Below are 22,066 nucleotides of genomic sequence, written 5' to 3'. Positions count from 1 at the left end.
GCAACTACGCCTCTGTCTTCGCCAAAAGTTCGCCAATCGACGAGTTTTCTTTCTATTTTATTACCAAAAAAATTTCTGCGATTTTTTAGGTGCCATTTCTTTTTTCCTAACATTAAATGTAATAACAGATCTAGTTTAGATTTTAAAAAATATGAAACTAGGTGGAATGATGGTTAAAAGGCCGATTTATAAACAGGAATTTCTAAATACATTTAATTATGCAGATAAGAATTTTGATATTGCTTCTCTCAAAAATTTGATTGAACAATCTTTTGGAGAAAATAATGCATTGGATTTTAAGGAAACATTCGTTAGAGAGGACCAAATTGCAAAATTAATCATTGCAATGGCGAATTCTGGTGGAGGATCAATTATTTTTGGCGTAAATGATGATAATCACCCAGTAGGAATCCTCAAAGAAGAGTTAAAGGATCCAACCGATTTTCAAAGAAAATTAAATGGTTATTTACCTTCTATTCTAATTTATCATCTTCAACAAATTGATTACGACGAGAATGAAATGTACGGATATTTTAGTGGTAAAACCTTCTTCATCATCTATATCCCCGAGCAAAATCGATATATCCCGTTTATTGCTAAAAGAGGCTCAGATAAATTATTTACAGATAAAATTTATATTCGAAAAAATACTTCAAACGAAACCGCCACAAACGATGACTTAGAAATTATTTTTAGAAAGAGGCTCATTGAACAATATGAGGACTTATCAAATATGAGTCTAAATGAGCATATGGAACAATTAAAGATCCTATATCGAATAGCTGCAATTAGTGGTGATACAAATAAAAACCCAAAAAGCCAAAAAGATGATTTTAGTGAATTTATTGCCAGAATGATTGAGAAAAAGAAGCGGAAGATTGAGATTGTTTTGGAGGTTAGTAATATTGAGTGATAGGTAGTGAGGATAGAATAAAATGCAGAAATTATAGGAATAAAGATAAAACCGGGAGCATCGGTTTATCTTCATTCCATTTTTTATTTAAAATTAAAAGTTACTTGTAATAAGTATTTTCTATATAATCAGAATGGCTTAAGTCCTTCTCTACTTTTCAATTTCTTTATCTGTATTCAAGTATCGTATATATTTTGATTCTTTCGTTTTTATATAAAAACAATCTATTTTATTTTGTATATAATCTTTTTAGTTTTATAACCTGATTTATTTGCTTATCAAATTTAATTTTATGATTAGTAATAATAAGACTTAAATTTGGAGGTAAATTGACATTGACTTTACTTTATATTGTTTGTTCTTATTGTAGTTTCCATCATTCTATTACATATTGTTTAGTGCTTTTTATATAGCAAATAACTCTAGTTTTAGCAAAATAGTAATAGGTATATATTTTCCCTTTTGATATTTTCATATGAATTTTTTATAGGTTTATTTAACTGGATAAAAATTTGAAAAGTAAATAACTATTCAATTATTTTGTGAAAATAAGTGGGTTAATATCATTCGAAAATGATTAGAAAAATTAGTGTATTTTAATGAAAAGCTGATAAATCAAGGTCAGAATAACCCAATTGACCGATTATTGAATATTCTTTATATTTTGATATTGTAGAGAGCTTTTTTAGAAGTGGTTTGGATATGAACGATTAAAATCGATTTTAATAGATTCATATGAGAAGTCGCTTTTTTTATTTTATCAGAATAGGAGAGTGTAAGATGACAGGAAAGCCTAGGTTAAATAAGTATGTTACTGCGATGATGACGACAGCTCTTATTGCTGTTCCAACTTTTCAGGCGTTAGCTGCAGGGACAAGCAATAATGTTTCAAATTTAACAAATAGTAATGCAGTAGAAACGAAACTTCAAGGAATTAACGTAAAAGCAAGTACAGGGAAACATGTGATAACTCTTATTACAGGTGATGTAGTTACTGTAACAGAGTTTGCAGATGGACAAAGTGTGATCAGTGTTGAGCCAGCGGACAAAGCTGAAGGTGGTTCACATATCATGACGGTTAATAAGGATACATATGTTATTCCAAAACAAGCGATGCCTTACTTAGCTTCTGGTGCATTAGATCGAAATCTATTCAATATTACTACACTTATAGCGGATGGATATGACGATGCGTCTCAAAAGACATTACCTGTTATCGTACAGTATTCAGAGTCAAAAACTCGCTCAAACGTGAAGCCTACATTAAAAGCTTCAACGAAAACACATGAACTAGAAAGTATTAATGGAGCAGCGCTTTCTGCAGAGAAGAAGGATTCGAAAGAATTTTGGCAAGATGTTAAGAAAAATATAAAATCTGCGGATTCTACCAAATCTACAAAGTCATTAGTTACACCAGGAATTGATAAAATTTGGTTAGATGGACGTGTTAAGGCAACGCTTGAGCAAAGTGTTCCACAAATTGGGGCACCTACTGCTTGGGATGCTGGTTACAACGGAAGTGGCGTTAAAGTAGCCGTTCTTGACACTGGGATCGATGCACAGCATCCAGATGTAGCTGGTCAAATAAAAGAAACAAAAAGCTTTGTTCCAGACCAAGATGTACGCGATTTTCATGCACATGGTACTCACGTTGCATCTACTGTACTTGGTACAGGGGCAGCATCAGGTGGTAAATATAAAGGTGTAGCACCAGGAGCAAGCCTAATAGTAGGAAAAGTGTTAAGCAATGAAGGCTTTGGTCTTGATTCATGGATTATTGATGGAATGGAATGGGCTGCACATAGTGCCAAAATTGTAAGCATGAGTTTAGGAAGCGATGAGTCAAGTGATGGCACGGATCCGATGGCACAAGCAGTTAATAATTTAAGTGCTGAGACGGGCTCGCTGTTTGTTATTGCGGCTGGAAATACAGGTCGTGAAGGAATCGGTTCTCCTGGAGCTGCAGATGCGGCTCTAACAGTTGGTGCAGTTGATAAATCAGATAATCTTGCTTACTTCTCATCACGTGGTCCACGTTTTGGAAGTGAAGGATTAAAGCCTGATCTGACAGCACCAGGTGTAAATATAACTGCTGCTCGATCTCAATATTCAACTCAAGGTAGCGGATCTTATCTTTCAATGAGTGGTACGTCGATGGCTACGCCACACGTAGCAGGAGCAGCTGCGATTCTTTCACAACGCCATCCTGATTGGTCAGGCGCACAACTGAAAGATGCATTAATGAGTACAACTAAAAAATTAGATTATATTAAGCCGTTAGAAGGTGGAACTGGACGACTTGATGTTGCAGCAGCAACTCTTGGTGATTTCCGTGCAACAGGCTCACTTGATTTTGGTTTCTACGCTTGGCCTCATGAAAATGATGCATTGAAAGAGAAAACAATAACGTACACTAACGACAGTGATAAGCCTGTGACGTTAGACCTATCAGCGAAAATTACTGATAATAGCGATGCAGATGCACCTACTGGTTTGTTTAAACTTTCAACGAACAAGGTAACTGTACCGGCAAAAGGTAGTGCAAAAGTAAATGTAACTCTTGATCCGAATGCAGCTGCTAATGGACAACGTTATCAAGGTCAGATTTCTGCAAATGTTGACGGTAAAACTGTTGTGCATACTGCTTTGGCTATGATTAAAGAAGAGGAAAGATATCCACTAACTTTAAAAGCAATTGGACGCGACGGTAATCCTACATTAGCGTATATCAATCTACTTGGTCCAGATGGTATTCCGGAGTTTATTGCAATTAACGGTACAACAGAATTACGTCTAAAACCAGGAACATATTCTGCAATGTCAATGATGGATGTGGACACTGACACTGACCACGCTGGCGTTGCACTTGTAGGAAATCCTGAAATTAATTTAGATGGTCCACAAACTGTTACATTGGATGCACGTAAAGCGAATGAAATTACAGCAAACGTACCAAATAAAACGGAAGCAAGCTTTAGAAAAATGGAATATTACCGTGAAATCGATGGCAACAATGTTGGTGACATCTATGTAATGCCAGCTACAGTTGATAAGATGTATGCTGAGCCAACTAAGAAAGTTAAAAATGGAAAATTTACATTCAACACTCGATGGAGATTGATTGAACCATACATGACAATTAATTTCAAAGGCAATGAATTAGATGATATCCCACAAGCAGGAAGTACGCCGCTAGATGGAAAATACAATTTTGACGCTGTTTATGTAGGTAAAGGGGCTCCAGCCGCTTATAAAGGACTAAACGTTAAGGGTAAAGCTGTAATCGTTGATCGAAGTGATGAAGTAACTGGTATGGAGCGTTCTGCAGCAGCATATGCAGCAGGTGCAAAACTAGTTATTACTGTAAATGATGGACCAGAAGAAATTAGTGAATATGTTGGAGTTGAAAATGATGATTACTCACTTTCAGATTCTCCAATCGCGGTTGTAGCAATTAGTCAAACAGAAGGTAAAAAACTGATTGAGACTGCGAAGTCCAAAAAAGTAACACTTGACGTAAAAGGTACTCCTAATTCGAAATACGTTTATGATCTTGTTGATAACCATGACAATGCAATTCCAAATGATGTAACTTATTCACCTAAAGCGAACGACCTTGTAAAAATTAATGCTGAATATAAATCAGATAGTCCTACAGCAGGTGGAGAGTTCCGTTGGGATATTCCGTCATACCGACCAAATGGAGTTGGTTACCTAACTAAATTAAATTTACCATCAGTTCGAACTGAATGGGTTTCTGCTCAAAAAGGAACTTCTTGGTATCATCAAGCTAGTGTGTTAGATGCTGCTTGGGAAGTACGCCAACCAAAAGCAACATACAAACCAGGGCAAACATTAGATGAAGAGTGGTTCTCACCAGTTGCTCGTCCTCGTTTAGGTGATGGCTTCTGGAAACCTTATCGTACAGGAAACAACTTAGTGATAAATATTCCAGCATGGGCTGATTCTGGAGCAGGAAGCACAGGCTCAGAATCTAATTATCCAGGTTCACAAACATTAAAACTATACCAAGGATCAAAACTAGTAAAAGAGGCGCAAGGACAAGCAATCTACTCATTTAACGAATACCCAACTGCAAATACGCAGTATAAAGTAGTTAGTGATGCTTGGCGCGACCCACAACGCTTCGATAATTCTGTTAAAACACATACAGAGTGGACATTCTGGTCTAAAGAACAAGAAGAATATAAAACAGAACTTCCATTAATCTCGCTTGATTACAATGTAGAAACTGACATGAATGGTAATGCAAAATCAGGCCATTGGATTGATTTAGAAATGAAAGCTATCCAAGTAGCTGGTGCACCAGGAAATGGTAAAATGAAAGGTGCAACATTAGAAGTTTCATATGATGAAGGCAAGTCTTGGGAACTAGTCGATTTAAATCGTGAAAAAGATGGCTGGAAAGCTAGAATTGAAAACCGTAAGAAGGCATCTTCTGTATCATTAAGAGCAAGTGCTTGGGATGATGCAGGTAATAGTATCAATCAAGATATTATTAAAGCTTTTGGATTGAAGTAAATAAAGATTGAGAGGCACCTTCCTTTTGGGAGGTGCCTCTGAAACTACAAACAGATTTTGAACATGGCTTAATTAAAGATGAAATCGGACTAAACGCAAAAAAATGAAAAGAACTAGTTCTCATCATCAAAAAAGGCACCTTCCAATTAGAAGGTACCTCATAATTATTTTTGATCAGCTTTTTCAGCGTCTAATAATTCTTGCATGAATTTAAGATTATATGTATGGCTTTCTTTCAGTCTACTATGTCTTGTTAGTTTAATTAAATTTTGGTAGTGAGCGATTTCTTCCTCTAGTGATGAAATGACATTTGCACGATATTCTATTAATTCTTGTTCGTTCATTTTTCATTCCTCCTATAATAGGGATTTAATAATTTAAGTATATCACTAATATGGAAAAATAAATCAAATTTCATTGTGAAAGAAGCAAGATTACACAAAAATTACAAATAATCGTAGATCAATTGGCGTTTTAATACAATCTTTCCCACGTGAATCTTCTCTTGCAGTAGAAGTTGGCGGAGCGCGAACAAACTTCCGTATGCCTGACCTAATTTCAATCGGACTTGGCGGAGGAACGATTATTCGAATCAAGGATAATGGAGAATTCACAGTTGGACCTGATAGCGTTGGCTATCGCCTTCCAGAAAAAAGCTTAATTTTCGGTGGAGATACATTAACTACAACAGACGTAGCAGTTGCCCTTGGAAAAGTTGAGCTGGGTGATGTATCAAAAGTAGCCCATTTAGATAGAGAGCTATTAAATAAAGTTTATATGTAATGGTCGAGTTAGTTGAAGAAGCAATCGACAAGATGAAAACAAGTTCAGAAGATGTGCCAGTTATTTTAGTTGGTGGTGGTAGTATTCTACTCCCTGAAAATTTAAAAGGAGCTTCAGAAGTTATTCGTCCGCAACATTCAGGAGTAGCGAATGCAATTGGCGCAGCAATTTCTCAAGTAAGTGGTCAAGTAGAACGAATTTATAAATTAGTAGAATTAACTCGTGATCAAGCACTGGACATGGCAAAAGATGAAGCTAAACAAGAAGCAATTAAAGCAGGGGCGGATCCTAACAACTTGGTAATTGTTGAGGTTGAAGATGTGCCATTGGCTTATTTGCCAGGTAATGCGACTCGTGTAAGAGTAAAGGCTGCTGGAGATTTGGCGCGGGTTGAGGTTAATGAATTAGTTTAAAGAATAGGGTACCTTCCTTTTTTGGGGGTGCCTTTTTAGTGTACTTTATTGATAAACAACCGCGAATAAGGGAGGAATAACGCTATAGAGGTTGAACTGCAAATAAGAAGCCAATCCGTGCAAATAAACGATGTAAAGGTACAAATAAACGATGTAAAGGTACAAATAAACGATGAACTGCAAATAAATTTAGCAAATCCGCAATAAAAATTAGTGAAACTACAATTAAAATTATCAAAAGTGCAAATAAAATCAACATAACTACAATTAAAATTACTAAAACAGCAAATAAGTTAAAATAATACTCATACCAGTTAGGGTATTATTCCAAAAAAATTAGGCATTACTAGTTAATTTCTAATGGTAAACTTCAAAATGGCTCTAATACTTTCTAGAATTTTACAGAACGGCCAATTATCATAAAAAAATTGAAAATTTTACTCGATAAGTAGCTCCAAGATATGCCTGATTCTTATAAAAAAATCCCCTCCATAGGACAGAACAATTTTTTCTCTTGACTGTCTCTTTAAGGGGATTCACATTATAAATATTTTTTATATCCATATCTTTAATTTTTTTGCTTAAGCAAATCTCTAATCTCTGCTAATTGATTTTCTATATTGGTTAGACGGCTTTGCATGTCACCAATCTCTTGTTCGGCTTTATAATTTATTGCGAAATCGATAACGGATTCATGCTTATCTCGTACTGCTTGACGGTTTTGACTCATCATTATGACTGGTGCTTGAAATGCCGCAATAAAAGATAGACATAAGTTCAACAAAATGAAAGGAGCTGAGTCAAAATGAAAAGCTTTCGTGAATGATAAGCTATTCCAAATCATCCATGCTGCAAGTGTATAACTAAACCAAATGATAAATTTCCAACTACCACCAAATTGCGCAATTTTATCTGCGATTCTATCAGACAATTTTGTTTTTTGAGTATAATCACTATCTAAGTGATGTAGAATTTCTGACTCATAACGATCCACAAGTCGGTCAATTCGTGATAAATTTTCTTGGTTTAAATCAATATCAAACCCTTGAATTTTTTTTGGTTTCTCAATTTGTTTTTTTAAATTAATTTGCTTCCAAATGTTGTGTACCATATTCCAACCTCCTCTTTTCTAGAGGAAGCCTTCAAAAGCTTATAAAAGTTGGATTACATTTTTATGTTGTAATCCTCCTCGGATATTCAATTGTATGACTTCCTCTGATGTCGGTAAATTATCCGACTCACCTATACTGGGACTACCCATAAAAATGTTCCACCTCACTTTTTTCGTGTAAATAATACCTTTACTATTATATGACGACTTATCCGATAGGACTATACTATTTTCAAATAATTTTTTATAAACCATTATATAATCTTATTTCTATTTCCAATTCAATAAAAAAAGCCGCGTCTGCGCCTAGGGATATTTTTAATAAGAGGGACGTATATACCGTCCCGTTTAGCATGATTATTTTTTCTCTTTTGTATTAAATGTTTCCTCATAGCGCTTGGTTAATATGTAATAATGATAGCCTCTTGAATTTGAAATCAAACGAGATAATAATGTTTTCGCTTCTTCACGTTTGTTTTCCTTAAGTAATAGTTCGAACTCAAGTAAGTTTTTAAATTTCTTTGAACGTATTGATTCCTTTGTTGCATTTGCTTTCTCTAGTTCATTTTCTTCAATAAATAGAAGTGTTTTGTAATATGAATTCCAATCAGGTACTTTAATGAAATCAATTCGTTCCTTAATAAATGACAAATCTTTATTTGAAAAGCCGTATACAACTTGATAAACGGCTTTTTTTGAGGGGTTAATTCGTTTCTTCATAACATATTGATACGACTGTTCGATCTCATCGTGCAAATGGTTTGTAACAGAATAAAGAAAATAAAGGATTGATTTTTTTGATTGCTTACTTAGAAAGTGTTCAATACGCTTTAGGTTTTTTGAAAAATAAAATGGATAAAACATTGTCCAAAAAAATAAGAAAAGAACCGCAACATAAAAGATTCCAAATACATAAGATGGTGCATCATATAGACCTAAACAAAAAGCACCGATAAACAATAAGATAATAAATATAATTTTTTTCATAAAGCCTCCGTGAATAACTTCTAGATGTAAATTATACCATCCTTATCCCTTTTTAGGGCTTTTATGTGTAAGCTAGGGAATCAAATCAATATATTTACAAGTGAATGATTAGAGTAATGAATTACTAAATTGCTACCACTCAGCATGTATTGTATCGGATTACTTAGAAATTGCTGAGATTTTCACGATTTTTAAGCTTGATACTTGATGATTAAAGTTGCCTAAATCATTAACATCATTTGTAAGAACAATTGAAGCTCCTTTATAATTTGCATCGGAAAATAAAGTGACTTGATAGCCAGGTGCGATATGTATAGAAGAAATAGTATCATTGCCAATACCTTTTACAAGCTGATCGTAATCATAATTACCTGATCCTAATATTTCTGATGCACCGTCAAAAGCATTTTCCTTATATACCGTCACAGGCATTTCTACACCGTTTACGCGAAAAAACAGATCTATGAATCCAGCAGTCTCTCGTTCTGCTTGATTTAACTGAACAAGTGTCGGGTTTTTTACCTCGTTTTTCCACATGGCAGAATAATAATTACTGTAAGTTGCTTGCCAGAAGTAATTAATAATCGTATCATTCCAAACTTGAGGAAGAACTGATTTTGCTTGCACAGCAGCTTGATGAATCCATACTTCAGGATCAGTTGATGCGATCCAATTATATAGACCTGAATCTGGCACTGTCATTTGATTTTGAATACTTTCGGCATAAGTTTCAAACTTCGAATGATAGCCAGGTGCGTTATGATCAAGATTGGAAATATTTGAAGCATGTAGAGGCTGTGTTACATCTGTAAAATAGTGCAAAGATACTCCTAAGTAGTAGAATGCATTGTTAAAATCGCCTTTTTTATAGTAATCCGATGCTAGACTAAAATACTTCGCTCCTGATTGACGAGCTGTTGGATAAGAAGCCCCCGTATAATTTGTTTGTGTGTCTGGATCGTAAAAGTGAGACATAAATGTACCCGTATCATAAAAAGGATTAATATGATCTGCATCGTATAAGCCCTGTTCCCAACGATCGCGAAACTGATTAAGCAATGTAGTAGGCTTGTTTATTGCAGGATTCGTATTATCGGCTATAAGTTTGACACTGCCATTTACGATAAAATGATGTGTACTATGATCCTGATTATGAACATCCTCGTCAGACCATGCGAATGCTTTCTGATCATTGCTGAATAAGGAAGTGATTGCAAGTGCACTTCCAGCAACTAATGTTAATAGCTTTTTTGATTGAATACGTTTTTTCATGATACACCTTCTTTTTTTGTATTTTGTTGTCTTACAAGCAACAATGTTTAAGTATAATAAGTTTTTGTTAACGAGATGTTTCTGTTGTGTGAAAATTTGTTAAATTTTGGAAACTATTTACCAATCATGGAAGTACTTAGTTCTATATAGTTTTTTTAACAGAGCCAATTTTTAGGATTTATATAGAAAAAGTACATAATCCTTTTTGTGTTCCATATTAATTTAAAGACCTGCAAATTCATTTGTTTGGTGGTGAGAAAAATATGGAGTTTAGTACTAGTGCTAGAGTATCGCTATCAAAAAAAGTGTCCGAGGATGCAATGGTAGTAAATAACGAAATAAATGTATATGGGGTTTTTGATGGAGCAACGCCAATTACTCCATTTAAAAATGCTGATGGCATGAATGGTGCATATATTGCTTCAAATTTATTTAGAAAGTATTTTGAAAATCATTTTAGAGCTGAAATGACTTTATCAGAAGGAATTATTCTAGCAAATAGAAGACTGATGAAAGAAATGAAGTTAAATAACATAGACATAAACTGCCCAGAAGAACTGTGGTCAACATGCGTTGCCGTTATCAAAATTGAAAAATATAAGGTATCATTTGCTCAACTTGGGGATTGTATGATTTTAGCAGAAAACTATAATGGAGAAATTAAAATTCTGACTAAGGATACTGTGAAGGATATAAGTACAAGGGCAAAAATGAGACGAGAAAAGGAACGGAAACAAGGGTTGAATTTACCAGATGAATCATACTACCAGTCTATTAAAAATCAACTTATTTATAATCGAAGTATGGCTAATACAGTTGATGGTTATTCGGTTGCAAACGGAACCGAAGTTGTCGCAAACTACATTCAATTGGGATCTATTGATACAAAACATTTAAAGTCAATTTTACTAATCAGTGATGGCTTATTTCATCCGAAGTTTGATTTGATCCATTCTTTTAAAGTAATTAGAGAGATTGGATTGGAAGATTATTCAAAACGAATAGAAATGGAAGAGTTGAAAAGTAAGATTCATTCTGATGATAAGACTGGGATATATATTCGCTTTTAATTTTAGATGCCATATTGGGTATCTTTTTTTATGATTAAATATTGTAACAAATATAGAAGCAATACTCATCAGAATAAGTTAGTATACAGGTGATAGAAGTTTGTACGAATCATGATTCGAAACGGTGAATTCTCATTTAGTTGACTAGGAGTGATACCTAATTGATATTAAAAAGTACGTAATAGTAATGTTTCCGACATTTTTAATTGTTTTTGGTTTATTTTTTATATTAGATAATCAATATAGATATTTTTTGTACATACCCATTATTATTGCATGGGTCATATATTATGTTTGGAAATTTAAAGATGAAACAAGTAGTATCTATTTTTTAAATGGTCTTTAAATTCTTTATGTTATTTATATAATTTAGATGATTTAGATGATAGCGAGGAAATACCTAGTTTCGCAATAGAGAATAATCTTGATTATGTGTTAAATATTGCTGAAATTCAAGATATTGTCGAAAATGCTAGTCAACAGAAAAGTCATTGCACAGAAATGGATATATTTAATGCGTTTTTATTTTAATATGAGAATGAAGCTTTTATTACTTTTGCTTGATAAGATGATTCAATGTAAACATGGATAATACTATCTCACAATAAATGTCATAATCAAATTCTAATATTAAAGAAACGATTACTCTCAAAATGTAAAAAAATATTGCACATTTGCTATATTTTTTTACATGACTGACAAAAAACTTCTAGTCTGTAATAGCTATATAAATTTAATTATCCAACCAAACCCTTGATAATACTTAATTATCAAGGGTTTTTTTATAGATAAAACGTTTTCAAATTTACTCCCCTCCCATTAATAATTTGGCACAAATATTGCTTAATAAATCTATAAAACCCAAATTTATTAAGGAGTGACCACAATGACCCAAGAATTCCACCCCCTACTAAAAGGTGCAATAGAATTACATGTCCATAGTTCCCCAAGCTTATTCCCAAGAAAACAAACAGACTGGGAACTTGTAGAAGATGTGAAAAAAGCAGGAATGGCAGGTGTAGTTTTAAAAGCTCATGAGGCTCAAACTGCAGACCGAGCAACACTTATTCGCGAAAAAGAACCAGGTTTACATGTGTACGGTGGTTTAGTTTGCAACTACTTTACTGGAGGTCTATCTCCTACGGCGGTAGACGCGGCGATTCGTTTAGGAGCTAAAGTTATTTGGATGCCTACTTTTTCAGCGGAGCAGCATCAGCGATTCTTTGGAAAGAAAAAATCGAATTTCTTCAATAGTAAATGTGCGTTAACTCATCCAACGGCTGGTATTGAGATTTGGGATGAGAATCGAAACATATATCCAGAAGTCTATGAGATTTTAGAGTTAATAGCGGAGGCGAATGTTATTTTAGCAACGGGACATTTGGAAGTGGAAGAGGTTCTTGCATTAGTCGATGCAGCGAAGGAGAGAAAGGTAGAGAAAATTTTAATTCAACATACAGATTTAGGAATTGCGAGAGTTCCTTTTGAATACGAAAAACAGTTGGTTAAAAAAGGCTGTATTCTTGAAAAATGCTATTTAGCTAGTAGTGAAGATTTTAATGATATTAGTACCCAAGAAATGGCTGAGAGTATTAAACAATTAGGAGCAGAGTCATGTGTAATGGTTACGGACTATGGACAGCAGCATAATATTCCGCCAATTAAGGCATTAAGTAATTTTATTGAAGATATGTTGAGACATGGCATCACAGAAGAGGAAATCTTGACGATGGTAAATTACAATCCTAAAAAGCTGTTAGGGATTTAGAAAGGGAGAATCGAATTGGATGAAATGATTGTAAAAGAAATTGAGCAATTTATCCCGTCTGATCGGATACTGACCGACCTGGCAGAGTTATATTCTTATAGTTATGATGCTTCATTTGGTGAGTACTTACCTGAGTTAGCGATTCAACCTGAAAATGCTGAGCAAATTAGTGAGATTATGAAACTAGCAAACAAGTATCGCATTCCTGTTTATCCAAGAGGTTCAGCGACTTCCTTAAGCGGAGGGCCTTTGCCTGTTGAAGGCGGTATTGTTTTAGATATGACTAGAATGAATCGAAAGTTAATAATAGACCGTGAGAATCTATTAGCAATCGTATCTCCAGGAATCACGACAGGAGAAATTCATCAAAAAGCGGAAGAGGTAGGATTGTTTTATGCTCCCGATCCAAGTAGCTCGAAAATATCGACTATCGGTGGGAATATTTCGGAAAACTCGAGTGGACCAAAAGGGCTAAAATATGGAACAACTAAGGAATATGTCATTGGCTTAGAAATAGTAACACCAGAAGGAAAAATCGTTCGAACAGGTGGGAAAACGGTAAAGAACGTGACAGGCTATGACTTAACTAGATTAATAGTTGGCTCTGAAGGGACATTGGCGATCGTTACAGAAGCGACTTTAAGGTTAATTCCAAAACCACTCGCACGGAAAACTTTATTAGCAACATTTAGTAGATTAGTTGATTCAGGGTATGCCATCACAAAAATTCTATCTTCTGGTATTTTACCTGCTGCGATGGAATTAATGGATAACGCATGTATAAGAGCAGTTGAAAATTTCAGTCCATGTGGGCTTCCGGTTGATGCCGAGGCACTTGTCATTATTGAAGTAGATGGGCATCCTTTGGCGATTGAAGAGGAAATTGAACTATGTGAAGAGCTTTGCTGGAGCGTTGGTGCAACGAGTGTAAGAACAGCTAAAACAGATGAAGAAAGGGATGACATTTGGAAAGCACGCAGAATGGTATCTCCTGCGATCACTCAAATGGGACCGACGAAAATTTCAGAAGATGCGACTGTTCCTCGCAGCCAAATCCCGGCTATGATGGAAAAACTGGATCAAATTCGTAGAAAATATGAGCTCAACTTAGTTGTATTTGGTCATGCGGGTGATGGGAACTTACATCCGAATATTATTACAGATAAGCGAAATATTGCTGAAATGAAACGTGTGGAAGATGCGGTTAGTGAGATCTTTGAAGCAGCAGTATCTTTGGGTGGTACACTTTCGGGTGAACACGGAATTGGTACGCTGAAGGCACCTTATATGGAGATGGAGCTTGGAATAGATGGTCTTGATTTAATGAAGAAAATTAAACAGGCTTGGGACCCTAACCAAATCCTAAACCCCGGAAAGATTTTTCCAAAAGCTGGGCAAACAAAGGTGGTGCTCGTTTAGTATGAATCCTCCTCCTTTAAAGGAATTAGTAAAGACCATCGAAGTCGAACCTAAAAAAGGTCATCGATTATTTGATTTAGCATATGAAGCGACCAATCAGTGTATCCAGTGTGGTTATTGTTTACCCGCCTGTCCGACTTATGAATCAATGGGAAAAGAATCAGCTTCTCCGAGAGGAAGAATTAATCTTGTCAAAATGGCGGCTGAAGGTAAAATTGATGTGTCCAAGCATTTGGCGGAACCGATTGATCTATGCTTAGGATGTCGGGCTTGTGAAACAGCCTGTCCTGTAAGTGTTCCTTATGGGCATATTCTAGAATCAGCAAAAGAAGTTATTGCTGAGGAACAACTGAAAAAGAATGAGAAAACGAAGAATGATAAAGTAAAACAATTATTATTATCACAAGTATTTCCATATCCGAAACGCATGAGAATCCTAGGTAATTTAACGTGGTTTTATCAAAAATCTGGATTGAGAACAATCGTGAAAAAGACGAAAATTCTTTCCAAGATTTCAGAACCAATGGCTCAATTTGAAAGCGTTCTACCGGTTATCGAATCTCCATTTAAACGTAATAAGTATGGTACCGTCATTCCTGCTAAAGGAGAAACGAAAACAAGGGTCGCATTTTTTACAGGATGTATATCTGATGCCATCTTAAATCGATCAAATCGATTAACGATTGAGCTACTAACTTTAGTTGGATGCGAAGTTATTATTCCAGAATCCCAAAATTGCTGTGGAGCTCTTCATGCACACCAAGGGATGACTGATCAGGCTAAAGAAATGGCAAAAAAGAATATTATTGCTTTTGAGGAAGCAAACGCGACGTATTTTATTAATAATGCTGGTGGTTGTGGAGCACAGTTAAAAGAATACGACCATCTTTTAAGAAATGAAGAAGAATGGGCAGAGCGTGCTAATAACTTTGCTTTAGCTTCCAAAGATATAAGTGAAGTACTTGTGGAATACGGACCACTTCCATTTAAGAAAGAATGGAAAGGTGTCATTACGTACCAGGATTCTTGTCATTTACGAAATGTTCAAGAAGTTCAACAAGAACCAAGGAAATTATTACGTTCTATTCCTGGAGCTGACTTTGTTGAATTATCTTGCAGTGATAGCTGTTGTGCCTCAGGTGGAATTTATAATCTTCTACACTTTGAAGAATCAATGAAAATTCTAGATCGAAAAATGGAAAATGTGGAAAAGACGAAAGCAGCAACAGTAGTCACCACCAATCCAGGGTGCTTACTGCAAATGCGAGTTGGGATTGAAAGAAAGGGCTGTAGTTCTCATGTTAAAGGAGTGCATTTAGTAGATGTACTGGCAGAAGCATGTGGAATCTCTTAAAAGTTTGATTGAAAAGGAGAGTTATATGAAAGTAGGAATTGCCCAAGTAGCACCTGTTTTTGGCGATATTGAAGCGAATTTATCAGAAATGATTAATCTAATGGAGAAATATCAGGGCAAAACTGATTTACTAGTTTTTCCAGAGTTATCGTTAACTGGGTATGATCTAAAAGGTCAATTATTTGATGTAGCGTTAACAACCGATTCAAACGAAATAAAGAAGGTTTGCCGAGCGTCGAGAGAGTTTGGCATGAGTGTAGTTTTCGGTTTTGTAGAAGAAGGCTTGGGAGATCAAATTTACAATTCGGCAATCATGATCCAAAATGGTCAAGTCACTTCTGTTCAACGAAAAGTTTATCCGGCTAATTATGGAATTTTTGAAGAAGGTAAATATTTTTCAAAAGGAAAGAAAGTAAATACACAAAAAATCAATTCCTTTAATTCAGCAATGTTAATTTGTAATGATTTATGGCAACCGTCACTACCTCATATTGCAGCTCATCATCATACTTCTTTATTAATCGGATTAATAAATAGTCCAGCTGGTGGCCTTGGCAGTCAGTATTCTAGCTCAGAAGGTTGGGAATCGGTAGGAAAGTTTTATGCAAGTATTTACGGCTGTTATGTTGTATTAGTAAATCGAGTTGGGGAGGAGAACGGAATTTTATTTTATGGAAATTCAAAAGTTTTCAATCCATATGGCAAAATAATTGCTCAATGTCCATATGGAGAACCATCAGTTCAAATATGTGAAATCGATTCGAGTTTAGTTAGAGAAGTAAGAACGTTACTTCCTGTTATAAGAGATGAGGATACTCATGTAACAATGAAGCATTATCAAGAAATTGCCGAGTTGCAGTTTCGATGAAAAGGAAATGCCCTCCTTTTAGGTAGAGAGGGCATTTTGTTTTTCTCTAATAATAATTTACACGAATTTTCTAAAAATATATAATGAAAAAGAGAACTTCCAATGGAGGTAACGAACTTGAAACAATTATTGCAATCTAGAATTACGAAAAGATATGTCCTACTTACATTTATTGTAGTTTTTACCTCATTAGCCTCCATTTATTATATAACGACAAATGTATTGAACAATTCGGTCCGGTCCGAGATTAAGTACCGGAATCAATTAATGAGTAAGACAATTGCTACGAAGACAAGTTTCATGATCGACAAGATGATAAATGATACCCGTGTGATAACCGAGTTCGCAAAGAAGGAAAATACGCTTTCCTATCAGGGAGAAATGAATCATGTCGTCTCGAAAAATCCACTCTATTTATTTATTGATGTGCTCAATCAAAACGGATATTCAATCACGACAATCCCAAATGTTAATAATTCATATACGGTTGAAATAAAAAGTATTGTTAAACGATTAGAATGGAGTAAAACCTTTTACATTTCGAATCTCTTAACCTTAGATGATGGAAGAAAAACATTTGCGGTTGCGTATCCAATTCTTGACGATAAATTAAATTATCATGGAGCGGTTATTGCTTATGTCAATTTAAGTACGCTATCAGACTATCTTTCAGAGGGCAAGATTGGTTCAAAAGGTATCAATTTATTAATCGATCGTAATGGAACAATTATTTCTGATACAACTGAAAAGAATATTGGTGAGTCATTATCAAATCATCATTTAGGAAAAGAACTTAGTAAATATCGAAGTGGTATTTGGGAAGGAAAATTATTCAAAAAAGAAATGCTAATTTCCTACAAGCCAATGACTTTAGGAGGAATGGGTTTGATGATCGGTGAATCGATTGATCAGGCGCTTGCTCCAGCGAATCAAGTGCAAGTACTTTTACTTCAAGGCTTTTTCGTTGTTCTTTTACTAACTTTCTTATTAACAATGTTTGGTGCATTTCGAATTATTAAACCTGTGACCTTATTAACGAAACAAGCTAAGGAATATTCTGAAGGAAAAAGGGATAATTTTGAGATTCTTCATACAGGGGACGAGCTTGAGAACCTGGCAACAACGATGGGAAATATGGCGACAGAGCTTAAAAATAAAGAGAGATATTTATTTAATATTGTAGAATCGATTCCATACGGAATTATCACGATGGATAATGAAGGAAGAATCGTTACCTTTAATAAAGGATCCGAGGAATTGTCGGGTCATTCTAGAAAGGAAGTCACTGGTAAGTATATTATTGACGTGCCTTTTAAAAAGAATGAAGACGAATTTTTAGCATGGAAAACGATTAAAGAAGGTACGGAAATTAACGAGATGGAAAGTCATATTTATGACAAATTTGGCAATAAGCGTGACGTCCGCATATATTCTTCATTCTTTAGTGATGAATGGAAAAATACGATTGGTTCCATTTTAATTTTAAGAGATGTTAGTGATTATAAAAAAATGGAAGAGTTCGTAAAGCAAAGTGAAAAGCTTGCTTCATTAGGTCAATTAACTGCAGGGATTGCACATGAAATTAAAAATCCGTTAAGCATTATACAAGCTGCAGCAGAAGCCATTCAATTAGACCTAACTGATCCTACTTTTGTAGGGGAAATGTCAGATGATATTTTAGAAACTACGGATCGACTAAATAAAATATTATCTGAATTCTTAAAATTATCAAAAGGTGAGATTGAAGAAGATTGGGAAAAGGTAGATGTAGCAGCTGTCATTGATGAGCTTCTTAATCTATTAAAAAATAAGTTGATCGAACAAAGCATTTCCGTTACAAAAATATTCCAAACGGAAGAAGCTTTCGTTTTCGCTTCGCAAGGGAAGTTAAGCCAAGTATTCTTAAACATTATTATTAATAGCCTACATGCAATGGAAGATGGTGGAAGCCTATCAATCAATCTATCGGAATCCGGTAATTTTTGGACTATCGAAATTAAAGATACAGGGATCGGGATTCCAGAATCAGAAATCAACTGGATTTTTGATCCATTTTATACAACGAAAAAAGAAGGTACAGGACTCGGATTATCCATTGCCCATGAAATTACAACGCAATTTGGTGGAGAAATTTATGCACAATCAGAAATGGGAGGAACAATATTTACGATAAAACTCCCGAAATTTGAATAGGAAAGGAGAGTAATAGATTAATGAAAAATATTTTACTTGTAGACGATGAATCGAAAATTTTAAAAATCTTAAAATCCTCACTTTCCAAACAGGGGTATACTGTTTATACAGCTGCGAATGGACAAGAAGCTCGAAAAAAAATGGCTGAAGTATCGGCGAGTTTAGTCTTTTTAGATGTGAAACTTCCCGATGTATCAGGCCTAGAGCTTTTACAAGAATTTATTGGACTTTATCCTAATAAGGTGTACATTATGATGACGGCTTTTGGAAATGTTGACAATGCAGTTTCGGCAATGAAAGCTGGCGCATTTGATTATATGGTAAAGCCAGTTAAATTAACCGAATTAGTCGTCGTAATTGAAAAAGCATTCGAATGGCTTGGTGTAAAAGAGGAAAATAAACTGCTTAAAGAACAGCTTCAACAATCGGAAATTTATGGAGAAATTGTAACAAGTAGTCCTCAGATGAAAAACATCATTAACTTAGTAGAACGGGTTTCCGATACGGAAGCTAATATTATGATTCAAGGAGAAAGCGGAACAGGAAAAACAAAAATCGCTAAAATGATCCATAATCTAAGTGGCAGAAAACAAGCGCCATTTGTTCCAGTAAACTGTGCAGCAATACCAGAATCATTATTGGAAAGTGAATTATTTGGTCACGAAAAAGGCTCATTCACAGGAGCTGTCGCCAGCAGAAAAGGAAAATTTGAAGCAGCGGATGGAGGGACCATTTTTTTAGATGAAATCGGAGAGATTTCACCTGCATTTCAGGCAAAGCTTCTTCAAGTCACACAGGATAAGACGTTTATGAGAGTTGGTAGCGATCTGCTTAGAACTGTCGACGTCCGAATTATTTGTGCAACGAATCGGGATCTAAAGAAATTAGTAGAAGAAGGCAAGTTTCGAGAAGATTTATATTATCGATTAAATATAGTTGACCTATATATTCCACCATTACGGGAGCGTAAGTTAGACATTCCACTCTTAGTAGAAAAATTTCTAGATAAGTATCGAAACAAACATCAAAAAAATTATCAAGCTAACCGAGAATTATTAAATTATTTAATGAACTATCATTGGCAAGGAAATGTACGTGAACTAGAAAATGCAATTGAAAGGGCAGTCGTTTTATGTAACGGCGAAACGCTAGTAATTGAGGACTTTCCAAGAGAAATACGTGAAATGAAGAATGAAAGTTTAATTGAATCAGTGAATGACGATCGCCCTTTACCAGAAATTTTAGATCAAATTGAGAGAAAGTACATATTAAAAGCACTTGATGATTCGCTTGGTCAGCCTGCAAAAGCAGCGAGAAAACTTGGGATTTCTAGACAGAGTCTTTTGTATAAAATGAATAAGTATTTTTCTGAGAAAGTTTAGCGGTAGGCTGATTTGAAAGGTTTAAATAATTTGACCTTTTGAATCAGTTTTTTTTTGCACTTATAGTACTAGATATCATTCAAATTATTGCTTAGGTCGTATTTAAATTAAAAGGATCGACAAGTTAGTTGATTCTTTTTTTAGGTTCTATTTTAAGAAATAAACAGTTATATACATATAGAAAATCAGAAAAAGGAAGTGGTTAATTGTTCAATTTTATTAAAGTAACTCATGATCATATTGAGCAAGTAATAAGTTTACGATTGAAGCTTTTAAATGAATTGGGCGAATTGAAGTCTCTTGAAGAAGAGAAAATGCTCGAAACTTTAACTAGGGAATATTTAAATACTGCACTTTCAAAAAATGAATTTATATCCTTTATGGTAGTAAATAATGGGGTACCAGTAAGTATTAGTGGGATGGTCTTATTTAAAAGACCACCATATTTTGAGAATTTGCAAGGGATTGAAGCTTATATTCTTAATATGTACACAGCCACTGAGTTTCGTGGTAAGGGATTAGCTAGAAGATTGCTTGAACTATGTATTGATGAATGTAAAAAAAGTGGAGTTAAGCGAGTTTGGTTGCACGCTTCTGAGGATGGACGGCCACTATATAAAAAAACCGGTTTTACTAAAAAAGATAGTGAAATGGAATTGTATTTATAAAGAGTTTTATTCAACATAATGGAGTTTAGTTGTATAAGAAATGATAAAATAAATGTAAAAAACGAACAGAAAGAGGATTAGATAGTAGATGAATGTAATAGAACGATTTTTAGAAGATGAAATTTCATCTCAAGAGTTGTATGAAGAATTTATACTTTCATAACTTCTTTTCATATTAGAAATGGCGAATTTGAAGGTAATCGATATATCATAAAAAAAATGGATCAATTAAATTTTTTTATTTTTCCAGAAGATATGTACCCAGATGATAACGATAGAGAAATTTCGTGTTGTCATTCAGTTTACAGAGAAAATTTACTTAAAAGTACTAACCAATATGCAAAAAAACAAGGTTTTAAATTGAAAAGTTCTTAATAAGCTAACGAAATGTATTAGTTGTACAATTTGAACGAGTGACATAGGGGGATCATGTGGATGATAAATTAATGGAAATACCATTTCCAGAACTAATCTCGAAATTAGCAGTATCACCATTATTTATTTTGGTTGTAATATTTGCTATTTTATATGTAATTCTAAATAGAAAAGATAAAGGGTGTTTTAATTTTATATTGATAATAGGTTCATGGGTATATATTTGTATATATGTTCTAGCACTGTATTTCTTTTCTTTGGAAAATAAAATGCTATTCAACTAACTCATTGCGATTCTTCAATAGAAGATCGCTTTTTTATCCAACAAATTGGCAGTTTAGTTGAATAAGAAAAAAATTTATTTTAGTAGAAAAAGGAGAAATTCCCCCAAATTACAATTACCTACTCTATTGATATAATTTAATTGAGATATTGAAATTTTTTAAATATCGTAATATGGGAGAGTAATTTTATGAGGATTTTTGTCATTATCATAAGTTTATTAACAGTATCTTTATCTACATACTCCTTATGAGGTTAATGAGAAAATCAAATGAGGTGCAATATGAGAGTGTTACTTGAACTAATTAGAATTGTAATTGTATTTATTTTTTTAGGATTAACATTAAGTATATTATTACATAAACTGTACTTGTCTATGGGCGTAAATTTAGATAAATTTGGTTGGATGGGTTCGGTTGCGATTTTTTCTTTGTTATTTGTTTTATATAGAAATAAACTTCAATTTAGTGGTTGGTACACTGGAAAAGCTAGAGATAAACTTTCAAAAAAGGTTACTACTTTTCTTGTATCTGTATCGGTATTATTAATAATTTCACTACCAGTCCTAAGTTACTTATTCAACTAAAGCACTGCGTATGTTGAATTAAAAAATCGGCTAAGTAGTCGGTTTTTTTATTGTCCTAAATGGCAGTTTAGTTAAACAAG

At 34.3% G+C, this 22,066-nt stretch carries 16 protein-coding genes and 2 pseudogenes; 14 read left to right on the top strand and 4 right to left on the bottom strand.

What is annotated here, in order from left to right; genetic code table 11:
• Window positions 1–166 precede the first annotated feature (166 nt).
• Entirely contained in the window at window positions 167–913 is a 747-nt protein-coding gene (locus tag CN514_RS13835) for an AlbA family DNA-binding domain-containing protein (RefSeq protein ID WP_176525910.1), read from the top strand.
• Between the two features lie 780 nt (window positions 914–1,693).
• Window positions 1,694–5,455, top strand: coding sequence for a S8 family serine peptidase (locus tag CN514_RS13830; RefSeq protein WP_098233098.1), 3,762 nt, complete (start codon window positions 1,694–1,696; stop codon window positions 5,453–5,455).
• A 164-nt stretch (window positions 5,456–5,619) separates the two neighbouring features.
• Here the strand turns inward: CN514_RS13830 and CN514_RS13825 are convergent, their stop codons facing one another.
• Window positions 5,620–5,799, bottom strand: coding sequence for a hypothetical protein (locus tag CN514_RS13825; protein ID WP_098233097.1), 180 nt, complete (start codon window positions 5,797–5,799; stop codon window positions 5,620–5,622).
• A 121-nt stretch (window positions 5,800–5,920) separates the two neighbouring features.
• Between CN514_RS13825 and CN514_RS13820 the strand changes: the two are divergent.
• Window positions 5,921–6,651: pseudogene (locus CN514_RS13820) on the top strand (hydantoinase/oxoprolinase family protein); the annotation flags it as partial.
• A gap of 568 nt (window positions 6,652–7,219) precedes the next feature.
• Here the strand turns inward: CN514_RS13820 and CN514_RS13815 are convergent.
• From CN514_RS13815 to CN514_RS13805, 3 genes are all read right to left on the bottom strand, one after another.
• The gene (locus tag CN514_RS13815; RefSeq protein ID WP_098233096.1) at window positions 7,220–7,762 is read right to left on the bottom strand and encodes a DUF1003 domain-containing protein; all 543 of its coding nucleotides are present in this window, start codon (window positions 7,760–7,762) and stop codon (window positions 7,220–7,222) included.
• A gap of 357 nt (window positions 7,763–8,119) precedes the next feature.
• Window positions 8,120–8,749 (bottom strand): hypothetical protein, encoded by a 630-nt coding sequence (locus CN514_RS13810; RefSeq protein WP_098233095.1) that lies wholly within the window; start codon window positions 8,747–8,749, stop codon window positions 8,120–8,122.
• Between the two features lie 159 nt (window positions 8,750–8,908).
• A complete protein-coding gene (locus tag CN514_RS13805; protein ID WP_098233094.1) occupies window positions 8,909–10,021 on the bottom strand; it encodes a zinc dependent phospholipase C family protein in 1,113 nt (370 codons plus the stop codon).
• A gap of 263 nt (window positions 10,022–10,284) precedes the next feature.
• Here CN514_RS13805 and CN514_RS13800 point away from each other — a divergent pair, with 263 nt between their 5' ends.
• The 11 genes and pseudogenes from CN514_RS13800 (at window position 10,285) to CN514_RS13750 (ending at window position 21,986) form a co-directional block, all read left to right on the top strand.
• Window positions 10,285–11,091 (top strand): protein phosphatase 2C domain-containing protein, encoded by an 807-nt coding sequence (locus tag CN514_RS13800; protein ID WP_098233093.1) that lies wholly within the window; start codon window positions 10,285–10,287, stop codon window positions 11,089–11,091.
• 345 nt (window positions 11,092–11,436) lie between these two features.
• Window positions 11,437–11,622: pseudogene (locus tag CN514_RS27005) on the top strand (DUF7716 domain-containing protein); the annotation flags it as partial.
• Between the two features lie 355 nt (window positions 11,623–11,977).
• Window positions 11,978–12,859: a DUF6282 family protein gene (locus CN514_RS13795; RefSeq protein WP_098233092.1), complete on the top strand. Its 882-nt coding sequence runs from the start codon at window positions 11,978–11,980 to the stop codon at window positions 12,857–12,859.
• A 24-nt stretch (window positions 12,860–12,883) separates the two neighbouring features.
• Window positions 12,884–14,278, top strand: coding sequence for an FAD-binding oxidoreductase (locus CN514_RS13790; RefSeq protein ID WP_098233101.1), 1,395 nt, complete (start codon window positions 12,884–12,886; stop codon window positions 14,276–14,278).
• A gap of 1 nt (window position 14,279) precedes the next feature.
• Window positions 14,280–15,632: a (Fe-S)-binding protein gene (locus CN514_RS13785; RefSeq protein ID WP_098233091.1), complete on the top strand. Its 1,353-nt coding sequence runs from the start codon at window positions 14,280–14,282 to the stop codon at window positions 15,630–15,632.
• Between the two features lie 25 nt (window positions 15,633–15,657).
• Window positions 15,658–16,500 carry a nitrilase-related carbon-nitrogen hydrolase gene (locus tag CN514_RS13780; protein ID WP_176525909.1) on the top strand — a complete coding sequence of 281 codons (843 nt, stop codon included), beginning with the start codon at window positions 15,658–15,660 and terminating at the stop codon, window positions 16,498–16,500.
• A 117-nt stretch (window positions 16,501–16,617) separates the two neighbouring features.
• Window positions 16,618–18,693, top strand: a complete 2,076-nt coding sequence (locus CN514_RS13775) for a sensor histidine kinase (RefSeq protein WP_098233089.1) — start codon at window positions 16,618–16,620, stop codon at window positions 18,691–18,693.
• Between the two features lie 20 nt (window positions 18,694–18,713).
• Window positions 18,714–20,075 (top strand): sigma-54-dependent transcriptional regulator, encoded by a 1,362-nt coding sequence (locus tag CN514_RS13770; RefSeq protein ID WP_098233088.1) that lies wholly within the window; start codon window positions 18,714–18,716, stop codon window positions 20,073–20,075.
• A gap of 206 nt (window positions 20,076–20,281) precedes the next feature.
• Window positions 20,282–20,743, top strand: coding sequence for a GNAT family N-acetyltransferase (locus tag CN514_RS13765; protein ID WP_286141679.1), 462 nt, complete (start codon window positions 20,282–20,284; stop codon window positions 20,741–20,743).
• Between the two features lie 431 nt (window positions 20,744–21,174).
• On the top strand, window positions 21,175–21,402 hold the full coding sequence (locus CN514_RS13755) for a hypothetical protein (RefSeq protein ID WP_098233087.1): 228 nt from the start codon (window positions 21,175–21,177) through the stop codon (window positions 21,400–21,402).
• 281 nt (window positions 21,403–21,683) lie between these two features.
• Complete coding sequence (locus CN514_RS13750; RefSeq protein WP_098233086.1) at window positions 21,684–21,986, top strand: hypothetical protein; 303 nt, start codon at window positions 21,684–21,686, stop codon at window positions 21,984–21,986.
• Window positions 21,987–22,066 lie beyond the last annotated feature (80 nt).

This window comes from Bacillus sp. AFS001701, assembly GCF_002559405.1.
Lineage (GTDB): Bacteria > Bacillota > Bacilli > Bacillales > Bacillaceae_G > Gottfriedia.
Note: the sequence above shows the minus strand (reverse complement) of the source record. Positions and strands in the feature narration are given on the sequence as shown.